This is a genomic window from Bradyrhizobium sp. T-12 (assembly GCF_058314695.1).
Genome location: NZ_CM177756.1, coordinates 6,357,506 through 6,375,179, shown reverse-complemented (window position 1 = coordinate 6,375,179; position 17,674 = coordinate 6,357,506). Strand labels below are relative to the sequence as shown.

Below are 17,674 nucleotides of genomic sequence, written 5' to 3'. Positions count from 1 at the left end.
CCCGCCTTCGCGGGTGATGACAGCGGAGCTTGGCGCAAGGGCTGGCGCCCCTCAGTCGACTTACCGGCACTTCGGCGAGAGCGTCGGCACGTTCGGCCACGGCCAGTTCTTCCAGCTGCCGTCCTCGCCGACGCAGGCCGTCGGGGCAGGGCCGTTCGCCGGAGCATGCGTCCCGATCGATGCAAAGCGCTGGTCGACATAGCTCGTCGACACATATCCGGCGACGATGACGGCCAGAAAGACCGAGGAACCTTGAGCCCAATCGCGCAGCTTCATCGCTCGTCTCCATCCGCTTGTCATCGCTGCTCTGCATCAACGACTAGCAGACGTTCCTGGATCCCTGCGTGACGGGCCTCACGCCCGCCGGAATTACTTACGTCGGGATCACGCCTTCCACGCCATCTTCAGCACCGGCCGGCCCGAGGTCGGGTTCACATCGTCGCCGGCATGGGCAAAGCCGTTGCGCTCGTAGAAGCGGATGGCGCGGGAATTGTCCTTGTTGACGAGCAGCGTCACGCCTGAGGGCGACAGGCGCTTGGCTTCATCGACGAGCAGCCGCGCGGCATCCGAGCCCCAGTGATCAGGATCGACCACGAGCTGATCGAGATAGCCCTCGCCGTCGATGGTGACGAAGCCGGTCAGCGCGCCGTCCTGTTCGGCCACCACGACCTGCGCCTTCGGCACCAGATCCTTGCGCCAGCGCTCGCGCCACCATTCCAGCCGCGCCGCGAAGTCGATCTGCGGATAGGCCTGCTGCCAGCTGCGATGCCAGAGGTCGATCGAGGCGGCTTCGTCCTCGGGCCGATAGGGGCGGAGGTGGATCGCGCTCACTACCGCTCCGTCAGCTTCAGCTCGATGCGGCGGTTGCGCTTGTAGGCTTCCTCGGTATTGCCGGGATCGAGCGGCTGGAATTCGCCGAAGCCGGCCGCGACGAGGCGCTGCGCGGGCACGCCGAGCGAGACCAGATATTGCACCACCGAGATCGAGCGTGCCGCGGACAGGTCCCAGTTCGATTTGAAGTTCGGGCCGTTGACCGGGCGTATGTCGGTGTGGCCGTCGACGCGCAGCACCCAGGGAATCTCGTTCGGGATCTTCTTGTCGAGCTCGATCAGCGCGGTCGCGAGCGTGTCGAGCTCGGCGCGGCCCTCGGGCAGCAGCATCGCCTGTCCGGTGTCGAAGAACACTTCGGACTGGAACACGAAGCGGTCGCCGACGATGCGGATGTCGGGCCGGTTGCCGAGGATGGCGCGCAGGCGGCCGAAGAACTCGGAGCGGTAGCGCGACAATTCCTGCACGCGCTGCGCCAGCGCCACGTTCAACCGGGAGCCGAGATCGGCAATGCGGTTCTGCGATTCCTTGTCGCGCTTCTCGCTGGCGTCGAGTGCCTCCTCCAGCGCGGCCAGCTGCCGGCGCAAAGCGCTGATCTGCTGGTTCAGCACCTCGATCTGCGCCAGCGCCCGCGCCGAGACCGCCTTCTCCGAATCCAGCGCCTTGCCGAGCTCGGAGGTCTTGCCTTGCGCGTCGTTGCCGGCGGCGGCGAGACCGTCATAGAGGCCCTTGATGCGGTCGCGCTCGCCCTCGGCCGAGGCAAGGCCTGCCTTCAGTTGCGAGACCTGGTCGTCGAGCGTGAGCTTGCCGAGCTTCTCCAGCGACAACAGCTCGTTGAGTTGCGCGATCTTGGCGTTGAGCTGCTCCAGCGCCTTGTCCTTGCCGGTAACCTCCTGGGACAGGAAGAACTGCACCACCAGGAACACCGACAGCAGGAACACGATCGACAGCACCAGCGTCGACAGTGCGTCGACGAAGCCGGGCCAGTAATTGAAGGAGCTGTCGCTGCGGCGGCCGCGGGCCAGTGCCATATCGTCGATCTCCACTCTCGTGTCCCGGACGCGCTGCAGCCTGCAACGCTGCTGCGCAGAGCCGGGACCCATCTGTCATTCAGAAGGTACTGGGCCCCGGCTCGGCGACGCATCACTTCGTGCTGCATCGCGTCCGAGGCACGAGACCTCCGTTTGATCTTCAGCTCTTCTCCGGCTGCCGGGCGAGGCGCTCCAGCAGGCGTCGGATCTCGCGGTTCTGCTCGCCCTGGCCGTCGGCCCATTCGCGGATCATCTGCTGCTCGGTCCGCATGTGCGAGACCAGGGCCTGGATGGCTTCGGCAAGGCTCGCCATTGCCGCCGTGGTGCCGCGGCTGGTGCCGCCTTCCTCGAGCACGGAGCGCAAGCGTTCGACCGCGGCCTGCAGCTCGCCGCTGGCGACCCCGCCGCCGCCGCCGGACGCGACCGCGACGTCGCCGCTGCCATATTCCCGCACGGTGGTGGCAAGCCAGTCCTCGAGGTCGGTGTAGAAGCGGTTCTGCGCCTGGCTCGACTGCAAATCGAGGAAGCCGAGGATCAGCGAGCCGGCGAGGCCGAACAGGGAGCTCGAGAACGAAATGCCCATGCCGCCGAGCGGGGCGGCGAGGCCCTCCTTCAGGGTGTCGAACAGGGCGCCGGAATCGCCGCCGACCTTGAGCCCGTCGATCACCTTGCCGACCGAGCCGACCGTCTCGATCAGGCCCCAGAAGGTGCCGAGCAGGCCGAGGAAGACCAAAAGGCCGGTCATGTAGCGCGAGATGTCGCGGGCTTCGTCGAGGCGCGTCGCGATCGAATCGAGCAAATGCCGCATGGTGGTCTGGGTGATCGACATCCGGCCGGAGCGCTCGCCGCCGAGGATGGCCGCCATCGGCGCCAGCAGTTTCGGGTGCCGGGCCGGCGCCAGGCCGGGATCGGCGATGCGGAAATTGTTGACCCAGGAGACCTCAGGGTAGAGGCGGATGACCTGCCGGAAGGCCAGGATGATGCCGATGAACAGCACCCCGCCGATCAGGGCATTGAGCCCGGGATTGGCGAAGAACGCCTGGATGATCTGCTTGTAGAGCACCACGCCCACCAGCGTGCACAGCACCAGGAAGACCAGCATCCGCACCAGGAAGACGCTGGGCGAGGACAGTTTTGTGTACTCGATATCCATGGTGGAGCGGGAAGTGCCAGACGGCATGGCCGGTATCATCCGTTACGAAAACTTGCTTGCGGTGCGCACTATGGCACAGCGCCAGCCCAAAAAAAGCGCCGGATGCGCCGATTTCGGGGACGGCGCTGGGAACCCGGACCGGAAGCGGCGCTTTGATAGACAGGTATCTGCAGAAGTTCGCTATTCGGGGGGCCGCATGAGCGTCGTTTCCGCGATTATGGGGACTGCCGAACGCGTGCCGCTGCCGGACCTCGTGATCCGCGCCGCGATCCAGCGCCTGTGCTCCCGCACTGCAACGCGCCTCGCCGGCCATGATGCGGCCACCGACGCCGCCTTCGCCGGCCGGATGATGCTGCGGCCAATCTTCGAGGATTCCGAGGCCGGGCGTGACGAGGTGCCCGCTTCGTTCTTCGCCGACGTGCTCGGCCCCTGCCGCAAATATTCCTGCTGCTTCTACAAGACCGATTCGAGCACCTTGCAGGAGGCGGAGGAGGAGGCCTTGCGCCAGACCGTCGAGCATGCCGGTCTCGCCGATGGCCAGACCATCCTCGAGCTGGGCTGCGGCTGGGGCTCGCTGTCGCTGTGGATGGCGCGGCAGTTTCCGCACGCCAAGGTGACGGCCGTGTCGACCTCGCAGGCGCAGCGCGCTCATGTCGAGGCGGAGGCGCAGCGGCGGGGTTTGCTGAACCTGCGCGTCGTCACCGCGGACATGAACGTGTTCGCGCCCGACGGCCAGTTCGACCGCATCGTCTCGGTCGAGATGTTCGAGCAGATGATGAACTGGCGCAAGCTGATGACGCGCCTGCGCTCATGGCTCGCGCCCGAGGGGCGGTTCTTCATGCAAATCGTCAGCCACCGCTCCGGCTCGCAGCTGTTCGACCGGCTCGATCGCGACGACTGGATTGCGCAGCACGTCTTCACGGGCGGTCTGATGCCAAGCCATCACCTCGTCAGGCAATTCGACGACGTCTTCACGGTCGAGAAGGAATGGTGCTGGAGCGGCACGCATTATCAGCGCACCGCGAACGACTGGCTCGCCAATTGCGATAGGCATCGCGACACGATCGAGGCGTCGTTGCGCAAGGTCTATGGCGAGGAGACCGCGCTCTGGCTGCGGCGCTGGCGCTGGTTCCTGCTCGCGACATCGGGCCTGTTCGGCTACGCCGATGGAACCGAATGGGGCGTCAGCCAATATCGGTTGAAAGCTGCCGGGTAATTGCGAACTTCTGTCGCAGCACGCCGGAAGGGAACTCGATTCACGATCCGGTGACTCGCGAAATCGATCGTTTTTTCAGCGAGATAGATCGTGTGACAATGAGCCGCCCACGCCCTCATTGCGTCGCAGCAAACACCGTCTATTTTCCTTTTCACGTCAGACTGTCCAGATCCTTTCTGGAAGCCTGAGAGCAATGTGATGAACGGGGCGACTACCTTTATGCCAGCGCTACATGTGCGATCCGCCTGCATGGCTATAATGCTCGCGGTCGCAGCGCCGCTGCTTGCGGGCTGCGAGGAATCCAACTCCGCCATAGTCCAAGCACAACCGGCCGAACCGGATGTCAGCGTCGTCACCGTCAGGCCGCAGCCTCGCTCCATCGTGCGGGAACTTCCTGGCCGCGTCGCGCCGACCCGGGTCTCCGACGTGCGGCCTCGGGTTTCGGGCATCGTGGTGGAGCGCCTGTTCCACCAGGGCAGCGAAGTAAAGGCGGGCGATCCGCTCTACCGCATCGATCCCCGTCCGTTCGAGGTCGAAGTGTCAGCCAACCAGGCGGCCCTCGCCAAGGCCGAAGCTGGGCTGATGCAGGCCAAACAGCAGGCGCACCGCATCGCCATGCTGACCAGCCAGCGTGCCGCCCCTGAAGCCGAGAACGAGAAGGCGATCGCGGCAGAGCGTCAGGCGCATGCCGAGGTCGAGGGCCGCAAGGCCGATCTTGCCCGGGCAAAGCTGCACCTCGACTACGCCACCGTGAGGGCGCCGATTGACGGCGTCGTCGGCGCAGCGTTGGTCAGCGAGGGCGCGCTCGTGATGCAAAACGAAACCAATCTCGCCACCATTCAGCAGCTCGATCCGATCTACGCCGACTTCACTCAATCGGTGAACGAGCTGAATCAGTTGCGCCGCGCCTTCGAGAGCGGCGACCTCGAGCGCATCGCACCCGATGCGGCCAAGGTGCGCCTCGTGCTCGACGACAACACGATCTATCCGCTGAACGGCAAGCTGTTGTTTTCCGATGCCAAGGTCGACGCCAATACCGGACAAGTGACCCTGCGCGGCGAGTTTCCCAATGCGAATCGTGAACTGCTGCCCGGCATGTATGTTCGCGTGCGGCTCGAGCAGGGCATCGACGCCGACGCGATCGCGGTGCCGCAGCAGGCGATCCAGCGTAACGGGGGCGGTGGCAGCGAAGTCTTCGTCGTCAAGGACGACCATCGCGTTGCGGTGCAGCCGGTGCGCACCGGCTCGGTGCAGGACGGTGTCTGGTTTGTCACCGAGGGCCTGAAGGCCGGGGACAAGGTCGTCGTGGAAGGGTTCCAGAAGTTCGCGGCTGGCGACAAGGTCAAGCCGCAATCCTGGGCCGAGGCAGGGACCATCGTGGAAAGTCAACGCGCCCAGATGATGCAGTAAGGCATCATGGCGAGTTTCTTCATCGACAGGCCGATCTTCGCCTGGGTGGTCGCGCTGTTCATCTGCTTGATCGGCGCGATCGCCGTGCCGCTGCTGCCGGTCGCGCAATATCCGATCATCGCGCCGCCCTCGATCTCGATCTCGACCAGCTATCCCGGCGCCTCGCCGGAAAACCTCTACAACAGCGTCACGCGGCTGATCGAGGAGGAGCTCAACGGCGCCTCCGGCATTCTCAATTTCGAATCGACCAGCGACTCGCTCGGCCAGGTCGAGATCATTGCCAACTTCCAGCCGGGCACCAATACCAACGACGCCTCGGTCGAGGTCCAGAACCGCATCAAGCGCGTCGAGGCACGCCTGCCGCGCGCGGTGATGCAGCAGGGCATCCTGGTCGAGGAGGCGTCCAGCGCGGTGCTGCAGATCATCACGCTCAGCTCGACCGATGGCAGCCTGGACGAGGTCGGTCTCGGCGACTTCATGATCCGCAACGTGCTGGGCGAGATCCGCCGCATTCCCGGCGTCGGCCGCGCTACGCTCTACTCGACCGAGCGCTCGCTTCGCGTCTGGGTCGATCCGGCCAAGCTCGTCGGCTACGGGCTCACCGCCGACGACGTCAACAAGGCCATCGCCGCGCAGAACGCGCAGGTCGCCTCGGGCAGCATCGGTGCCGAGCCGTCGACGTCGAGCCAGCGCACATCCGCGCTGGTGCTGGTCAAGGGCCAGCTCTCTTCGCCGGACGAGTTCGGCTCCATCATCCTGCGCGCCAATGCCGACGGTTCCACCGTGCGCCTGCGCGACGTTGCGCGCATCGAGGTCGGCGGTCTCAGCTACCAGTTCAACACGCGACTGAACGGCAAGCCGACCGCCGGTCTTTCCGTGCTGATGTCGCCGACCGGCAACGCGCTGGCGACCGCGAGCGCGGTCGAAGAGAAGATGAAGGAGCTGTCACGCTTCTTCCCGGCCAATATCACCTACCAGATCCCTTACAACATCACGCCCGTGGTCGAGGCCTCGATCGAGAAAGTGCTGTCGACGCTGGTCGAAGCCGTGGTGCTTGTGTTCGTGGTGATGTTCCTGTTCCTGCAGAACATCCGCTACACCATCATTCCGACCATCGTGGTGCCCGTGGCGCTGCTGGGCGCCTGCACCACGCTGCTGCTGGCCGGCTATTCCATCAACATGCTCTCGATGTTCGGCATGGTGCTCGCGGTCGGCATCCTCGTTGACGACGCCATCGTCGTGGTCGAGAACGTCGAGCGCATCATGGCCGAGGAGGGCCTGCCGCCGAAGGATGCGACGCGAAAGGCGATGTCGCAGATCTCGGGCGCCATCATCGGCATCACGCTGGTGCTGATGGCGGTGTTCGTGCCGATGGCGTTCTTCCCGGGCTCGGTCGGCATCATCTATCGTCAATTCTCGGTCACCATGGTCGCCGCGATCGGCTTCTCCGCCTTTCTTGCGCTGTCGCTGACGCCGGCGCTGTGCGCGACCTTGCTCAAGCCCGTCGCAGCCGGCCACGGCCATGCCAAGCGCGGCGTGTTCGGCTGGTTCAACCGCGTGCTCGAAGGCGGCAAGGAAGGTTATTCCCGCACCGTCGGCTTCTCGCTGAAGCGCACCGGCCGCCTGATGTTGGTCTATGCCGCGCTTCTGGTCGGATTGTCCTGGGCTTTCGTCAACTTGCCCGGCGGCTTCCTGCCGATCGACGATCAGGGCTTCGTCACCACCGACGTCCAGACGCCATCGGATTCGTCCTACGCCCGCACCGAGGCCGTGATCGAGAAGGTCGAAAAATATCTTGCAGCACGGCCGGGCGTCGAGGATGTCACCTTCCTCACCGGCTTCAGCTTCTCAGGTCAGGGCATGAATACGGCGCAAGCCTTCATCACTCTGAAGGACTGGTCGGAGCGCGGGCCGAAGGATTCCGCCGCAGCGATCGTCAACGACATCAACCGCGATCTGTCGTCGATCAAAGACGCGAAGATCGCGGCGCTGCAGCCGCCGCCGATCGACAATCTCGGCAACTCCTCGGGCTTCTCGTTCCGCCTCCAGGACCGCGGCCAGAAGGGCTATCAGCAATTGATGCGCGCCGCCGATCAGTTGATCGCGGAGGCCAATGCGAGCCCGGTGCTGCAGAAAGTCTATGTCGAGGGCCTGCCCGAGGCGGGCGTCGTCAATCTCGTGATCGACCGCGAGAAGGCCGGCGCCTTCGGCGTCACCTTCGAGGACATCAACAACACGATCTCGACCAATCTCGGCTCGAACTACATCAACGACTTCCCGAACCGCGGCCGCATGCAGCGCGTCGTGGTGCAGGCCGACGCCCGCGACCGCATGCGGACCGAGGACATTCTTAATTACAACGTCAAGAACAGCCGCGGCCAGCTCGTGCCGTTCTCGTCTTTCGCCACGGTGGAATGGGCGCGCGGGCCGACGCAGATCGCCGGCTTCAACTATTATCCGGCGGTGCGCATCTCCGGCGAAGCCAGGCCCGGCTTCACCTCGGGCGATGCGATTGCCGAGATGGAGCGGCTTGCGGGAAGACTGCCGCGCGGCTTCGGCTATGAATGGACCGGGCAGTCGCTCCAGGAAAAGCTGTCGGGCTCGCAAGCGCCGTTCCTGCTCGCGCTCTCGGTGTTCGTGGTGTTCCTGTGTCTGGCCGCGCTCTATGAAAGCTGGACCATTCCGCTCGCGGTGCTGCTCACCGTCCCGCTCGGCATCGTCGGCGCGGTGACCGCGGCGATGCTGCGCGGCCTGCCCAATGACGTCTATTTCACCGTCGGCCTGATCACCATCATCGGCCTCGCGGCCAAGGACGCGATCCTGATCATCGAATTCGCGAAAGACCTGCGGAAAGAGGGCAAGCCCCTGGTGGAAGCCACCATCGAAGCCTGCCGCCTGCGCTTCCGCCCCATTTTGATGACGGGCCTTGCCTTCATCTGCGGCGTGCTGCCGATGGCCATCGCCCACGGCGCCGGCGGCGCCAGCCAGCAGGCGCTCGGCAGCATCGTCATGGGCGGCATGATCGCGGTGGTGATCCTGGCGCTGCTGATGGTGCCGGTGTTCTTCGTCTCGGTGCAGCGCGTGCTGGCGGGGGACAGGGAGAAGGCGGCGGCGAAGGATGGTGAGGCGTACGGGCCGCCGGCGCCGGCAAGAACCGGCCACTGAACGCCGGATCGGTCCTAACCGCCGGAGTTGGATGCGCCGTCGCTTGATGTCGACGGGCGTCCGGCTTGCTTTCGCGCGAGCGTCGACCGAGACTGCATCCCTGGATTGATGGGATGTGCGTTGGCGCTGGACCTGCGAACGCACCAGACCTGCCGACTGAAAGCATGCGATGCGTCCGACCGACGTTACGATCTCGAACTATCGCTCCATCCGGCGGCTCTCCATCCCGATCCATCCCCTGTCCGTCTTTGTAGGCGAGAACGGTGTCGGCAAGTCCAACCTCTACAAGTCCTTGTCGCTGTTGCGCGATGCGGCAGCCGGGCGGATCACGCGGACGATCGCCGACGAAGGCGGGTTGAATTCGGTCTGCTGGTCCGGCGTCCGCAAACGCGGCGAGGATGGGAGGTTACGGTTGTCGGTCAAGTTCGACCGTCTCAAATACTCCATTGAAGTCGGATATCCGGCCCCGCTCGAGGCGGCGTTTTCCGGTGAGCCGATGATCAAGTCCGAAAGCATCGAGGGGGTGCAGGGCAAACGAACGGTTCTGCTGATGGAGCGAAAGAATTCGCTCGTCCGCGTCCGCAGCGAGAGCGGCGCATGGAGCAGCCACAGGGATGCAGTGCTGCCGTCGGAGCCGGCGCTTGCGGGCTTTTTCGACGGCAAGGAATGCCCGGAGATCGACCTGCTCAGAAACGCGATGCTGGGCTGGCGCTTCTATCACGACTTTCGTACCGATCCGGCGTCGCCGGTTCGAAAGCCCTGTCTTGCGATCACGACGCCCTCGCTCAGTGCCGACGGAAGCGATCTCGCTGCGGCCCTGTCGACGCTCTACACCATCAGAGGAGATGCCACCGACCTGCAGGATGCGATCCAGGACGCATTCCCGGGCGCCGAGCTCCGCGCATGGGAACAGGGCGGCGTGTGCGAATTCGATCTGCAGCTGGAGGATATGCCGCGGCCGTTCAGGGCTCACGAATTATCCGACGGGACACTGAAATACATTTGCCTGCTCGCGGTGTTCATGGGCTATCGGCTTCCGCCCTTCATCGCGCTGAACGAACCCGAGACCAGCCTGCATCCGTCGCTGCTGGCGCCATTGGCCCGGCTGATCGCCAAGGCATCAAGTCGCGCCGACATCTGGATCGTCACCCATTCGGAGCAGCTGATGGAGGCCCTGCGAAGCGAGAGCTCCGTCCCGCTTCGCCGCGTCATGAAGTCGAAAGGCGCCACCGCGATCGAGGGGCTGACCCTCGGCGGGGAATATCGAGACGATGAGGCCGACGATGACGAGTCTTAGCCGTTGAGATCGAGCAGTCGTGCGGCTACGCCTACCTCCGCAAGATCCTCACCAGTTCCCCGTGCACGTACTCGTTCCCGCACACCACGTCCCCGGTCACCAGCGCATCGCCGGGCGTGCTGATGTCGCTCACCGTGCCGCCTGCTTCGCGCACCATCAGCATACCGGCGGCGATGTCCCAGGATTGCAAATTGCGCTCCCAATAGCCGTCGAGGCGGCCGGCGGCAACGAAGGCGAGATCGAGCGAGGCGGCGCCGAAGCGGCGGAGGCCCGCGACGCGGTCCTGGATCGCGGTCATCTCGCGGCGGAATTCCTCGTGGTCGCCGCGGCCGATATGGGGCAGGCCGCAGGCCACCACGCATTCGTTGAGCTGGCGGCGTCCGGCGACGCGCAGGCGCTGGTCGTTGAGGAAGGCGCCCTTGCCGCGCTCGGCGATGTAGAGCTCGTCATTGGCAGGGTTGTAGATCACGCCGGCGATGATCGTGCCCTCGCGCACGAGGCCGATCGAGATCGCGAATTGCGGGATGCCGTGCAGGAAGTTGGTGGTGCCGTCGAGCGGATCGACGATCCAGGTATGGCTCTTGTCGCTGCCTTCCCGCATGCCGCCTTCCTCGCCGATGAAGCCGTAGCCGGGGCGGGCCTTGGCGAGGTCCTGGTAGAGGATCTCCTCGGCGCGCTTGTCGGCGAGCGAGACGAAATTCGCCGGTCCCTTCAGCGAGACCTGGAGATGTTCGATCTCGCCGAGATCGCGCTTGAGGCTGCGGCCGGCGCGGCGCGCGGCCTTGACCATGACGTTGATAGTTGCGGAATACAGCATGAGCTCTGGTCTTGATCGGGGGAAATGGCGCGAAATCGCGCGTGTTTGGAGGATTGGGTGCCCTGCGAGGGGCTGAAGGTCAAGTCATTTGCTCCCAAGCCATTTTTTGGCGGCGGCCTCCGCCTTGGCCCGCTCCTCGGGCGGAAGGTCGGAGAATTGCTTGTCGAGCTCCGGGTCGCCCTTGCCGGCGGTCTTGGCCACCAGGTGCCATTTGAAGCCCTCGACCTTGTCCATGGGCGTGCCGACGCCGTTGATCAGCACCCAGGCCAGCCGGTTCTGCGCGATCGCGCTGCCCTGGCGGGAGGCCTTGCGGAGCAGGGCGACGGCAGCCGGCTGGTTCTTCGGCGTGCCAGTGCCGTTGAACATGGCGATGGCATATTCCACCTCGGCGTCGACATTGTCGGCGAGCGAGGCGGCCTGCAGCAGCCGCACCGCGCGTTCCGGATCCTTCGGCACGCCCGTGCCTTCCTTGTAGAAGGTCGCGAGCGCGTATTGCGCCTCGGGCAGGCCGGCATCGGCGGCCTGGCGCAGCAGCTCGGCTGAACGCCTGACGTCCTGCGGCAGGGTCTGGCCGTCCAGATAGAGCAGCGCGAGGTTATAGGCCGCCTTGGGCTCGCCGAGCTTGGCGGCGGACGCCATCAGCTTGACCGCCTCGTTCTTGTCGACCGAGCCGCCGCGGCCTGAAATGCGCAGCATGGCGAGCGCGAACATCGCCTCGCGGTCGCCGGCGTCCGCGGCGCGCTTGTACCATTCGGCCGCCTTGGCGTAGTCGCGGCGAATGCCCATGGCGTTGGAATAGAGCTCGCCGAGCATGGTCATCGCCTTGGGATCGCCGCCTTGTGCGCGGGCGGTGGCGAGGTCGAACGCGGTTTTGTACTGGCCGCGCTGATAGGCGCCGTACACCAGATCGGCGCTGGAATTGTCGGTCGGCGGCGCCGGGATCACGGTCGGGGTCGGCGTCGGCTTGGAAGAGGGGGCGGGCTTGGAGGACGGGGCGGGCTTGGGCGAGGCCGAAGGTTTTGGCGCCGGCGCAGCCTCCTTCTTCTTGGCGGGCGGGGCCGGCTTGGGCTTCTGCTTCTCCGCGGGCGGACTGGGGATTGTCGCCGGCGGGGTGATCTGAAGCTGCGCGGCCGCCGGTACCGTGAGCAGCAGCGTCGCCAGCATGGTGATGCAGGGGAGTTTCATGTCGGGCGCTAGCCGTGCTCGCTGCCCGCAGGATCTGGGCTGGCTATCGCCGTCGCGTGAGCCTTCTTGATCGCGGCGTCGACCTCGATCAGCGCCGCCTTGGGCCCGCGCGGATCGGACCAGATGAAGTCGCCGACCAGCACGAAATCGGCGCCGCTGAGCGCGAAGTCATGGGCCTCTTCCAGCGACAGCGCAAAGCCGACGCAGGGCGGCTCGAACAGCTCGGCCCACCAGTTCAGCCGTTCCGCGATCGCTTCCGCCGACGGACGCTGTCCCTTCGCATCGGGCTCGCCGAACAGCACGTAATCTGCGCCGATCTCGCCCGCCTCCATGGAATGGTGCCGCGTCGTCAGCCCGCCGACACCGGCGATGCGATCGGGCTTGAGCGATGGCAGCGCCTCTTTCAGCGCGGCGATGCCGGGCAGGTGCGCACCGTCGGCGCCGCCGCGCGCGACCAGCTCGGCATGGCCCTCGACCAGCAGCGCGGCGCCCGCCTTCTGCACCGGCGGCGCGAAGGCCTTGACGCGCGAGATCATGGTGCGCTGGTCGGTCTCCTTCAGCCGCAGCAGCACGGCCGCGACGTCGGCGGCGGCAAGCAGGGCCGGCAGCTCGCCGAGAAGCGCAGCGGGATCATCGACGACGGGCGTCGCAAGATAAAGGCGAGGCGCCGGGCGCGGCGGAGGCGGTTTGTTCGACAAGATCTAGGCTGCCTTCTGTTCCAGGCTACTTTGCCATTCGCCCTTGGAGGCGAGGCCGTTCATCCGCGCGCGATGGCTGAAGGCGCGCTGTCCGGCAGCGATGTTCTCAGGCCTCCCGGACCAGGCCTTCTGCGGCGCCGCCTGCAGCGCGCGGCCGTAGGAGAAGGTCAGGCCCCAGGGCAGCGGGCCGAGCTTGTGCATGGCGTTGAGATGCGCGGTCGCCTCTTCGTCCGACTGGCCGCCGGAGAGGAAGGCGATGCCGGGCACGGCCGCGGGCACGCAGGCCTTGAGCAGGCGGACGGTTTTCTCCGCGACCTCCTCGACGGGCGCCTGCTTCGCGCATTTCTTGCCTGAGATCGCCATGTTGGGCTTCAGCACCATGCCTTCGAGCGCGACGCGCTGCACGCGCAATTCCTGGAACGTCTTGTTCAGCACGCGGCTCGTCACCTCATAGCAGCGGTCGATGTCGTGGTCGCCGTCCATTAGCACCTCCGGCTCCACGATCGGCACGATCTGCGCGGCCTGGCACAGTGCGGCATAGCGCGCCAGCGCGTGGGCGTTGACGCTGATCGCGGTCATCGAGGGAATACCGCTGCCGATGTCGATCACCGCGCGCCATTTGGCGAAGCGCGCGCCGCGTTCGTAATATTTCTTTAAGCGTTCGGCGAGCCTGTCGAGCCCGACGGTGACTGTTTCGCCCGGGCACATCGGCAAGGCCTGCGTGCCTTCGTCGACCTTGATGCCGGGAATGGCGCCGCTCTGCTCGATCAGCTTCACCAGCGGCGTGCCGTCCTTCGCGTCCTGCCAGATCGTCTCGTCATAGAGGATCACGCCCGAGATGTACTGGCTCATGGCGTCCTTGGAGCGGAACAGCATCTCGCGATAGTCGCGGCGGTTCTCTTCCGTGGACTCCACGCCGATTGCGTTAAAGCGCTTCTTGATGGTGCCGGAGGATTCGTCGGCGGCGAGGATGCCCTTGCCCGGCGCGACCATGGCGGTCGCCACCTTGTTGAGCTCAGTCAGATTCATCGAGAGGTCCTCCCAAAACGACTCTGCCCTTGCCCGTGAAAATAGACCGTTCTCGGGCAATTGCCGAGCTATCGTTCGTCGCAGGGTAAAGGGGGGAGGCCGGTCATTCCGGGGCGCGCCCCTAGGCGCGAGCCCGGAATCCATTGATTCGCGTCGACGGTGGCACCATGGATTCCGGGCTCGCGCTGCGCGCGCCCCGGAATGACGGTGCCTGCCCTTCGTCGCTTACGCCACCTTCGGATCCAGCTCGCCCTTGGCGTAGCGCTTGGCCATCTCGGCGGTGGTCAGGACACGCTTGATCTTGGAGGCCTGGCCTGCCGTGTTGAACTCCTGCAGGCGCTGCTTGCACAGCTTGGTCATGGCTTCCATGGCCGGCTTCAAGTACTTGCGCGGATCGAACTCTTCCGGGCTGTCCTTCAGCACCTTGCGGATCTGGCCGGTCATCGCCATGCGGTTGTCGGTGTCGATGTTGATCTTGCGCACGCCGTTCTTGATGCCGCGCTGGATCTCGGCCACCGGCACGCCCCAGGTCGGCTTCATCTTGCCGCCGTTGGCGTTGATGATCTCCTGCAGGTCCTGCGGCACCGACGAGGAGCCGTGCATGACCAGATGCATGTTCGGCAGCTTGCGGTGGATCTCCTCGATCACGTTCATGGCGAGGATGTCGCCGTCGGGCTTGCGGGTGAACTTGTAGGCGCCGTGGGACGTCCCCATCGCGATCGCGAGCGCGTCGACCTTGGTCTCCTGGACGAACTTCACGGCTTCGTCCGGATTGGTCAGCAGCTGGTCGTGGCTGAGCTTGCCTTCTGCGCCGTGGCCGTCTTCCTTGTCGCCCATGCCGGTTTCGAGCGAGCCGAGAACGCCGAGCTCGCCTTCCACCGAGATGCCGCCGAGATGGGCCATGTCGGTCACGGTCTTGGTGACGCCGACATTGTAGGCCCAGTCGCCGGGGGTCTTGCCGTCGGCCTTCAGCGAGCCGTCCATCATGACGGAGGTGAAGCCGGCCTGGATCGCGGTCATGCAGGTCGCGGCCTCGTTGCCGTGGTCGAGATGCACGCAGACCGGGATGTGCGGATAGATTTCGGTGACCGCGTCCATCATGTGCTTGAGCATGATGTCGTTGGCGTAGGAGCGCGCACCGCGCGAGGCCTGGATGATGACGGGCGCGTCGACCTGGTTGGCCGCGTCCATGATCGCCAGCGCCTGCTCCATATTGTTGATGTTGAAGGCCGGTACGCCGTAATCGTTCTCCGCCGCGTGGTCGAGCAGTTGACGTAACGTGATCCGAGCCATCTGTCTTGTTCTCCCGTTGGGGCCTTGCAAGGCCGCGATGTTTGCCGACTTGAATTTACTTGACGCGCAGCACCTCGACGCCGGGCAACGGCTTGCCTTCCATCCACTCGAGGAACGCGCCACCGGCGGTCGAGACATAGGTGAAGTCACCGGCCACATGGGCCTGGTTGAGCGCCGCGACGGTGTCGCCGCCGCCCGCGATCGAGATCAGCTTCTTGGCCTTGGTGCGCTCGGCAGCGTGCTTGGCGGCCGCGACCGTGCCGCGATCGAAGGGCTGCATCTCGAATGCGCCGAGCGGTCCGTTCCAGACCAGCGTCGCCGCGTCGTCGATCGCGGCGTGGACGCGGGCGATCGACTGCGGGCCGACGTCTAGGATCATGCCGTCGGCCGGAATCGCGTCGAGCCCATAGGCATGCGAGGGCGCGTTGGCGGCGAAGTGATAGGCAACCGTGGCGTCCACAGGGAGGATGATCGCGCAGTTGGCGGCTTCCGCCTTCTCCATGATGCGCAGCGCGGTGGCGCTGAGATCCTTCTCGGCCAGCGACTTGCCGACCGCAACGCCCTGGGCGTGCAGGAAGGTGTTGGCCATGCCGCCGCCGATCACCAGCGCATCGACCTTGCTCACGAGATTTTCCAGGAGGTCGATCTTGGTCGAGACCTTTGCGCCGCCGATGATGGCGATGACGGGCTTGGTGGGCGAGCCCAGCGCCTTCTCCAGCGCATCGAGCTCGGCCTGCATGGTGCGGCCGGCATAGGCCGGCAGCTTGTGGCCGAGGCCTTCGGTCGTGGCGTGGGCGCGGTGCGCGGCCGAGAAGGCGTCGTTGACCCAGATGTCGCCGAGCTTTGCCAGTTCCGCCACGAAGGCGGGATCGTTCTTTTCCTCTTCCTTGTGGAAGCGGGTGTTTTCGAGACAGAGAATGTCGCCGTCCTTCAAGCCTGCGACCGCCTTGGCTGCGGGCTCGCCGATGCAATCCTCGGCGAAGGCGACGGGCTTCTTCACCACCTTCGACAGCGCCTCGGCGACGGGCTTAAGCGAATCCTTGGCGTCGCGTCCCTTCGGCCGGCCGAAATGCGCGAGCAGGATGACCTTGCCGCCCTTGTCCGAGATCTCGGTGATGGTCGGCGCGACGCGGTCGAGCCGGGTGGTGTCGCTGACGCGGCCATTGTCCATGGGCACGTTGAGATCGACGCGCAGCAACACGCGCTTGCCCTTCAATTCGACGTCGTCGAGGGTGCGGAATTTGTTGGTCATCTCTCTTGTCCCGGGCGCTGCGCAGCGCGAAGCGATGCGCTGCAGAACCGGGACCCACATCTCAGCGAGTCCCGCAATTGAATGGGTCCCGGTTCTGCGGAGCAGCGCTTAGGCGCTGCACCGCGCCCGGGACACGAGACCTGGTTCAGATCACCTTCGCGATCGCAGCGGCGGTGTCCGCCATGCGGTTCGAGAAGCCCCACTCGTTGTCGTACCAGGACATCACGCGCACCAGCGTGCCGTTCTGCACCTTGGTCTGGTCCTCGTGGAAGGTCGAGGAGTGCGGGTCGTGGTTGAAGTCGATCGAGACGTTCGGCGCGGTGGTGTAGCCGAGGATGCCCTTGAGCTGCTGCTCGCTGGCGCGCTTCATCGCCGCGTTGATCTCCTTGGCGTCGGTGGCGCGCTTGGCGACGATCTTGAGGTCGACCACCGAGACGTTCGGGGTCGGCACGCGGATCGCGACGCCGTCGAGCTTGCCCTTCAGCTCGGGCAGCACGAGGCCGATCGCCTTCGCAGCACCCGTCGAGGTCGGGATCATCGACATCGCCGCCGCGCGGCCGCGGTAGAGATCCTTGTGCATCGTGTCGAGCGTCGGCTGGTCGCCGGTATAGGCGTGGATCGTGGTCATGAAGCCGGTCTCGATGCCGACGAGGTCGTTCAGCACCTTGGCGACCGGCGCCAGGCAGTTGGTGGTGCAGCTTCCGTTGGAGATGACCAGATGATCCTTGGTCAGCGTCTCATGGTTGACGCCGTAGACGATGGTGGCGTCGGCGCCGTCGGCGGGCGCGGAGACCAGCACGCGCTTGGCGCCGGCGGTGAGATGCGCGGAGGCCTTGTCCTTCGAGGTAAAGATGCCGGTGCATTCCATCGCGATGTCGACGCCGAGATCTTTCCAGGGCAGCTTCGAGGGATCGCGCTCGGCGGTCACCTTGATCTTGCCGCCGCCGAGATTGATCGAGCCGCCATCGACGGTGACGGTGCCGGGGAAGCGGCCGTGGACGCTGTCGAAACGGAGCAGATGAGCGTTGGTCTCGACCGGGCCGAGGTCGTTGATGCCGACGACCTCGATGTCCTTGCGGCCGGACTCGGCGATAGCCCGCAGGATGTTGCGGCCGATGCGGCCAAAACCGTTAATTCCAACGCGGACTGCCATGTTTCGTCTCCTTCAATGACCGTTGTCATCCCGCACAACGCGCTATGCGCGCCTGCGAGGGTTTTTTAGGGGCGGGCGCCCGGTTCGGCCGGGCGGTGCTTGATCATATGAGAGATTACGTAGTCCTTTTTTACGGCAAGCTCAACT

General features: G+C 65.4%; 15 protein-coding genes. 4 read left to right on the top strand and 11 right to left on the bottom strand.

What is annotated here, in order from left to right:
* Window positions 1-60: 60 nt before the first annotated feature.
* The 4 genes from AC0WRY_RS30410 to AC0WRY_RS30395 form a co-directional block, all read right to left on the bottom strand.
* Window positions 61-276 carry a hypothetical protein gene (locus AC0WRY_RS30410; RefSeq protein WP_194404412.1) on the bottom strand — a complete coding sequence of 72 codons (216 nt, stop codon included), beginning with the start codon at window positions 274-276 and terminating at the stop codon, window positions 61-63.
* A 108-nt stretch (window positions 277-384) separates the two neighbouring features.
* A complete protein-coding gene (locus AC0WRY_RS30405) occupies window positions 385-831 on the bottom strand; it encodes a GNAT family N-acetyltransferase (RefSeq protein ID WP_491122210.1) in 447 nt (148 codons plus the stop codon).
* A complete protein-coding gene (locus tag AC0WRY_RS30400) occupies window positions 831-1,859 on the bottom strand; it encodes a peptidoglycan -binding protein (protein WP_194408455.1) in 1,029 nt (342 codons plus the stop codon). Before AC0WRY_RS30400 ends, AC0WRY_RS30405 begins: the two co-directional genes overlap by 1 nt.
* Before the next feature lie 160 nt (window positions 1,860-2,019).
* Window positions 2,020-3,039 (bottom strand): flagellar motor protein MotA, encoded by a 1,020-nt coding sequence (locus AC0WRY_RS30395; protein WP_211415905.1) that lies wholly within the window; start codon window positions 3,037-3,039, stop codon window positions 2,020-2,022.
* A gap of 169 nt (window positions 3,040-3,208) precedes the next feature.
* Here AC0WRY_RS30395 and AC0WRY_RS30390 point away from each other — a divergent pair, with 169 nt between their 5' ends.
* The 4 genes from AC0WRY_RS30390 to AC0WRY_RS30375 all read left to right on the top strand — a co-directional run bounded on the left by AC0WRY_RS30390 (window position 3,209) and on the right by AC0WRY_RS30375 (window position 10,100).
* Entirely contained in the window at window positions 3,209-4,228 is a 1,020-nt protein-coding gene (locus AC0WRY_RS30390) for an SAM-dependent methyltransferase (protein WP_491122209.1), read from the top strand.
* Between the two features lie 219 nt (window positions 4,229-4,447).
* On the top strand, window positions 4,448-5,638 hold the full coding sequence (locus AC0WRY_RS30385; RefSeq protein WP_371746190.1) for an efflux RND transporter periplasmic adaptor subunit: 1,191 nt from the start codon (window positions 4,448-4,450) through the stop codon (window positions 5,636-5,638).
* Between the two features lie 6 nt (window positions 5,639-5,644).
* Window positions 5,645-8,803 carry a multidrug efflux RND transporter permease subunit gene (locus AC0WRY_RS30380; protein ID WP_194404408.1) on the top strand — a complete coding sequence of 1,053 codons (3,159 nt, stop codon included), beginning with the start codon at window positions 5,645-5,647 and terminating at the stop codon, window positions 8,801-8,803.
* Between the two features lie 169 nt (window positions 8,804-8,972).
* Window positions 8,973-10,100, top strand: a complete 1,128-nt coding sequence (locus tag AC0WRY_RS30375) for an AAA family ATPase (RefSeq protein WP_491122208.1) — start codon at window positions 8,973-8,975, stop codon at window positions 10,098-10,100.
* A 31-nt stretch (window positions 10,101-10,131) separates the two neighbouring features.
* On the opposite strand, the gene AC0WRY_RS30370 is transcribed toward AC0WRY_RS30375, so the two are convergent.
* The 7 genes from AC0WRY_RS30370 to gap form a co-directional block, all read right to left on the bottom strand.
* Window positions 10,132-10,917 (bottom strand): inositol monophosphatase family protein, encoded by a 786-nt coding sequence (locus tag AC0WRY_RS30370; protein ID WP_491122207.1) that lies wholly within the window; start codon window positions 10,915-10,917, stop codon window positions 10,132-10,134.
* A gap of 84 nt (window positions 10,918-11,001) precedes the next feature.
* Window positions 11,002-12,102 carry a tetratricopeptide repeat protein gene (locus tag AC0WRY_RS30365; protein ID WP_491122206.1) on the bottom strand — a complete coding sequence of 367 codons (1,101 nt, stop codon included), beginning with the start codon at window positions 12,100-12,102 and terminating at the stop codon, window positions 11,002-11,004.
* 8 nt (window positions 12,103-12,110) lie between these two features.
* Entirely contained in the window at window positions 12,111-12,800 is a 690-nt protein-coding gene (locus AC0WRY_RS30360) for a thiamine phosphate synthase (RefSeq protein WP_491122205.1), read from the bottom strand.
* 3 nt (window positions 12,801-12,803) lie between these two features.
* On the bottom strand, window positions 12,804-13,829 hold the full coding sequence (locus AC0WRY_RS30355) for a class I fructose-bisphosphate aldolase (RefSeq protein WP_491122204.1): 1,026 nt from the start codon (window positions 13,827-13,829) through the stop codon (window positions 12,804-12,806).
* A 225-nt stretch (window positions 13,830-14,054) separates the two neighbouring features.
* Window positions 14,055-15,122 carry a class II fructose-bisphosphate aldolase gene (gene fba, locus AC0WRY_RS30350; protein WP_211415912.1) on the bottom strand — a complete coding sequence of 356 codons (1,068 nt, stop codon included), beginning with the start codon at window positions 15,120-15,122 and terminating at the stop codon, window positions 14,055-14,057.
* Window positions 15,123-15,177: 55 nt separating this feature from the next.
* A complete protein-coding gene (locus AC0WRY_RS30345; RefSeq protein ID WP_491122203.1) occupies window positions 15,178-16,374 on the bottom strand; it encodes a phosphoglycerate kinase in 1,197 nt (398 codons plus the stop codon).
* A 145-nt stretch (window positions 16,375-16,519) separates the two neighbouring features.
* A complete protein-coding gene (gene gap, locus AC0WRY_RS30340) occupies window positions 16,520-17,527 on the bottom strand; it encodes a type I glyceraldehyde-3-phosphate dehydrogenase (protein ID WP_491122202.1) in 1,008 nt (335 codons plus the stop codon).
* Window positions 17,528-17,674: the final 147 nt, after the last annotated feature.

Bases quoted from the DNA above. Each gene is read 5' to 3' on its own strand.
- AC0WRY_RS30390 (WP_491122209.1), top strand. From the start codon at position 3,209: ATGAGCGTCGTTTCCGCGATTATGGGGACTGCCGAACGCGTGCCGCTG.
- AC0WRY_RS30380 (WP_194404408.1), top strand. From the start codon at position 5,645: ATGGCGAGTTTCTTCATCGACAGGCCGATCTTCGCCTGGGTGGTCGCG.
- AC0WRY_RS30395 (WP_211415905.1), bottom strand. From the start codon at position 3,039: ATGCCGTCTGGCACTTCCCGCTCCACCATGGATATCGAGTACACAAAA.
- AC0WRY_RS30400 (WP_194408455.1), bottom strand. From the start codon at position 1,859: ATGGCACTGGCCCGCGGCCGCCGCAGCGACAGCTCCTTCAATTACTGG.
- AC0WRY_RS30370 (WP_491122207.1), bottom strand. From the start codon at position 10,917: ATGCTGTATTCCGCAACTATCAACGTCATGGTCAAGGCCGCGCGCCGC.
- gap (WP_491122202.1), bottom strand. From the start codon at position 17,527: ATGGCAGTCCGCGTTGGAATTAACGGTTTTGGCCGCATCGGCCGCAAC.
- AC0WRY_RS30375 (WP_491122208.1), top strand. From the start codon at position 8,973: ATGCGTCCGACCGACGTTACGATCTCGAACTATCGCTCCATCCGGCGG.
- AC0WRY_RS30385 (WP_371746190.1), top strand. From the start codon at position 4,448: ATGCCAGCGCTACATGTGCGATCCGCCTGCATGGCTATAATGCTCGCG.
- AC0WRY_RS30365 (WP_491122206.1), bottom strand. From the start codon at position 12,102: ATGAAACTCCCCTGCATCACCATGCTGGCGACGCTGCTGCTCACGGTA.
- AC0WRY_RS30345 (WP_491122203.1), bottom strand. From the start codon at position 16,374: ATGACCAACAAATTCCGCACCCTCGACGACGTCGAATTGAAGGGCAAG.
- fba (WP_211415912.1), bottom strand. From the start codon at position 15,122: ATGGCTCGGATCACGTTACGTCAACTGCTCGACCACGCGGCGGAGAAC.
- AC0WRY_RS30410 (WP_194404412.1), bottom strand. From the start codon at position 276: ATGAAGCTGCGCGATTGGGCTCAAGGTTCCTCGGTCTTTCTGGCCGTC.
- AC0WRY_RS30355 (WP_491122204.1), bottom strand. From the start codon at position 13,829: ATGAATCTGACTGAGCTCAACAAGGTGGCGACCGCCATGGTCGCGCCG.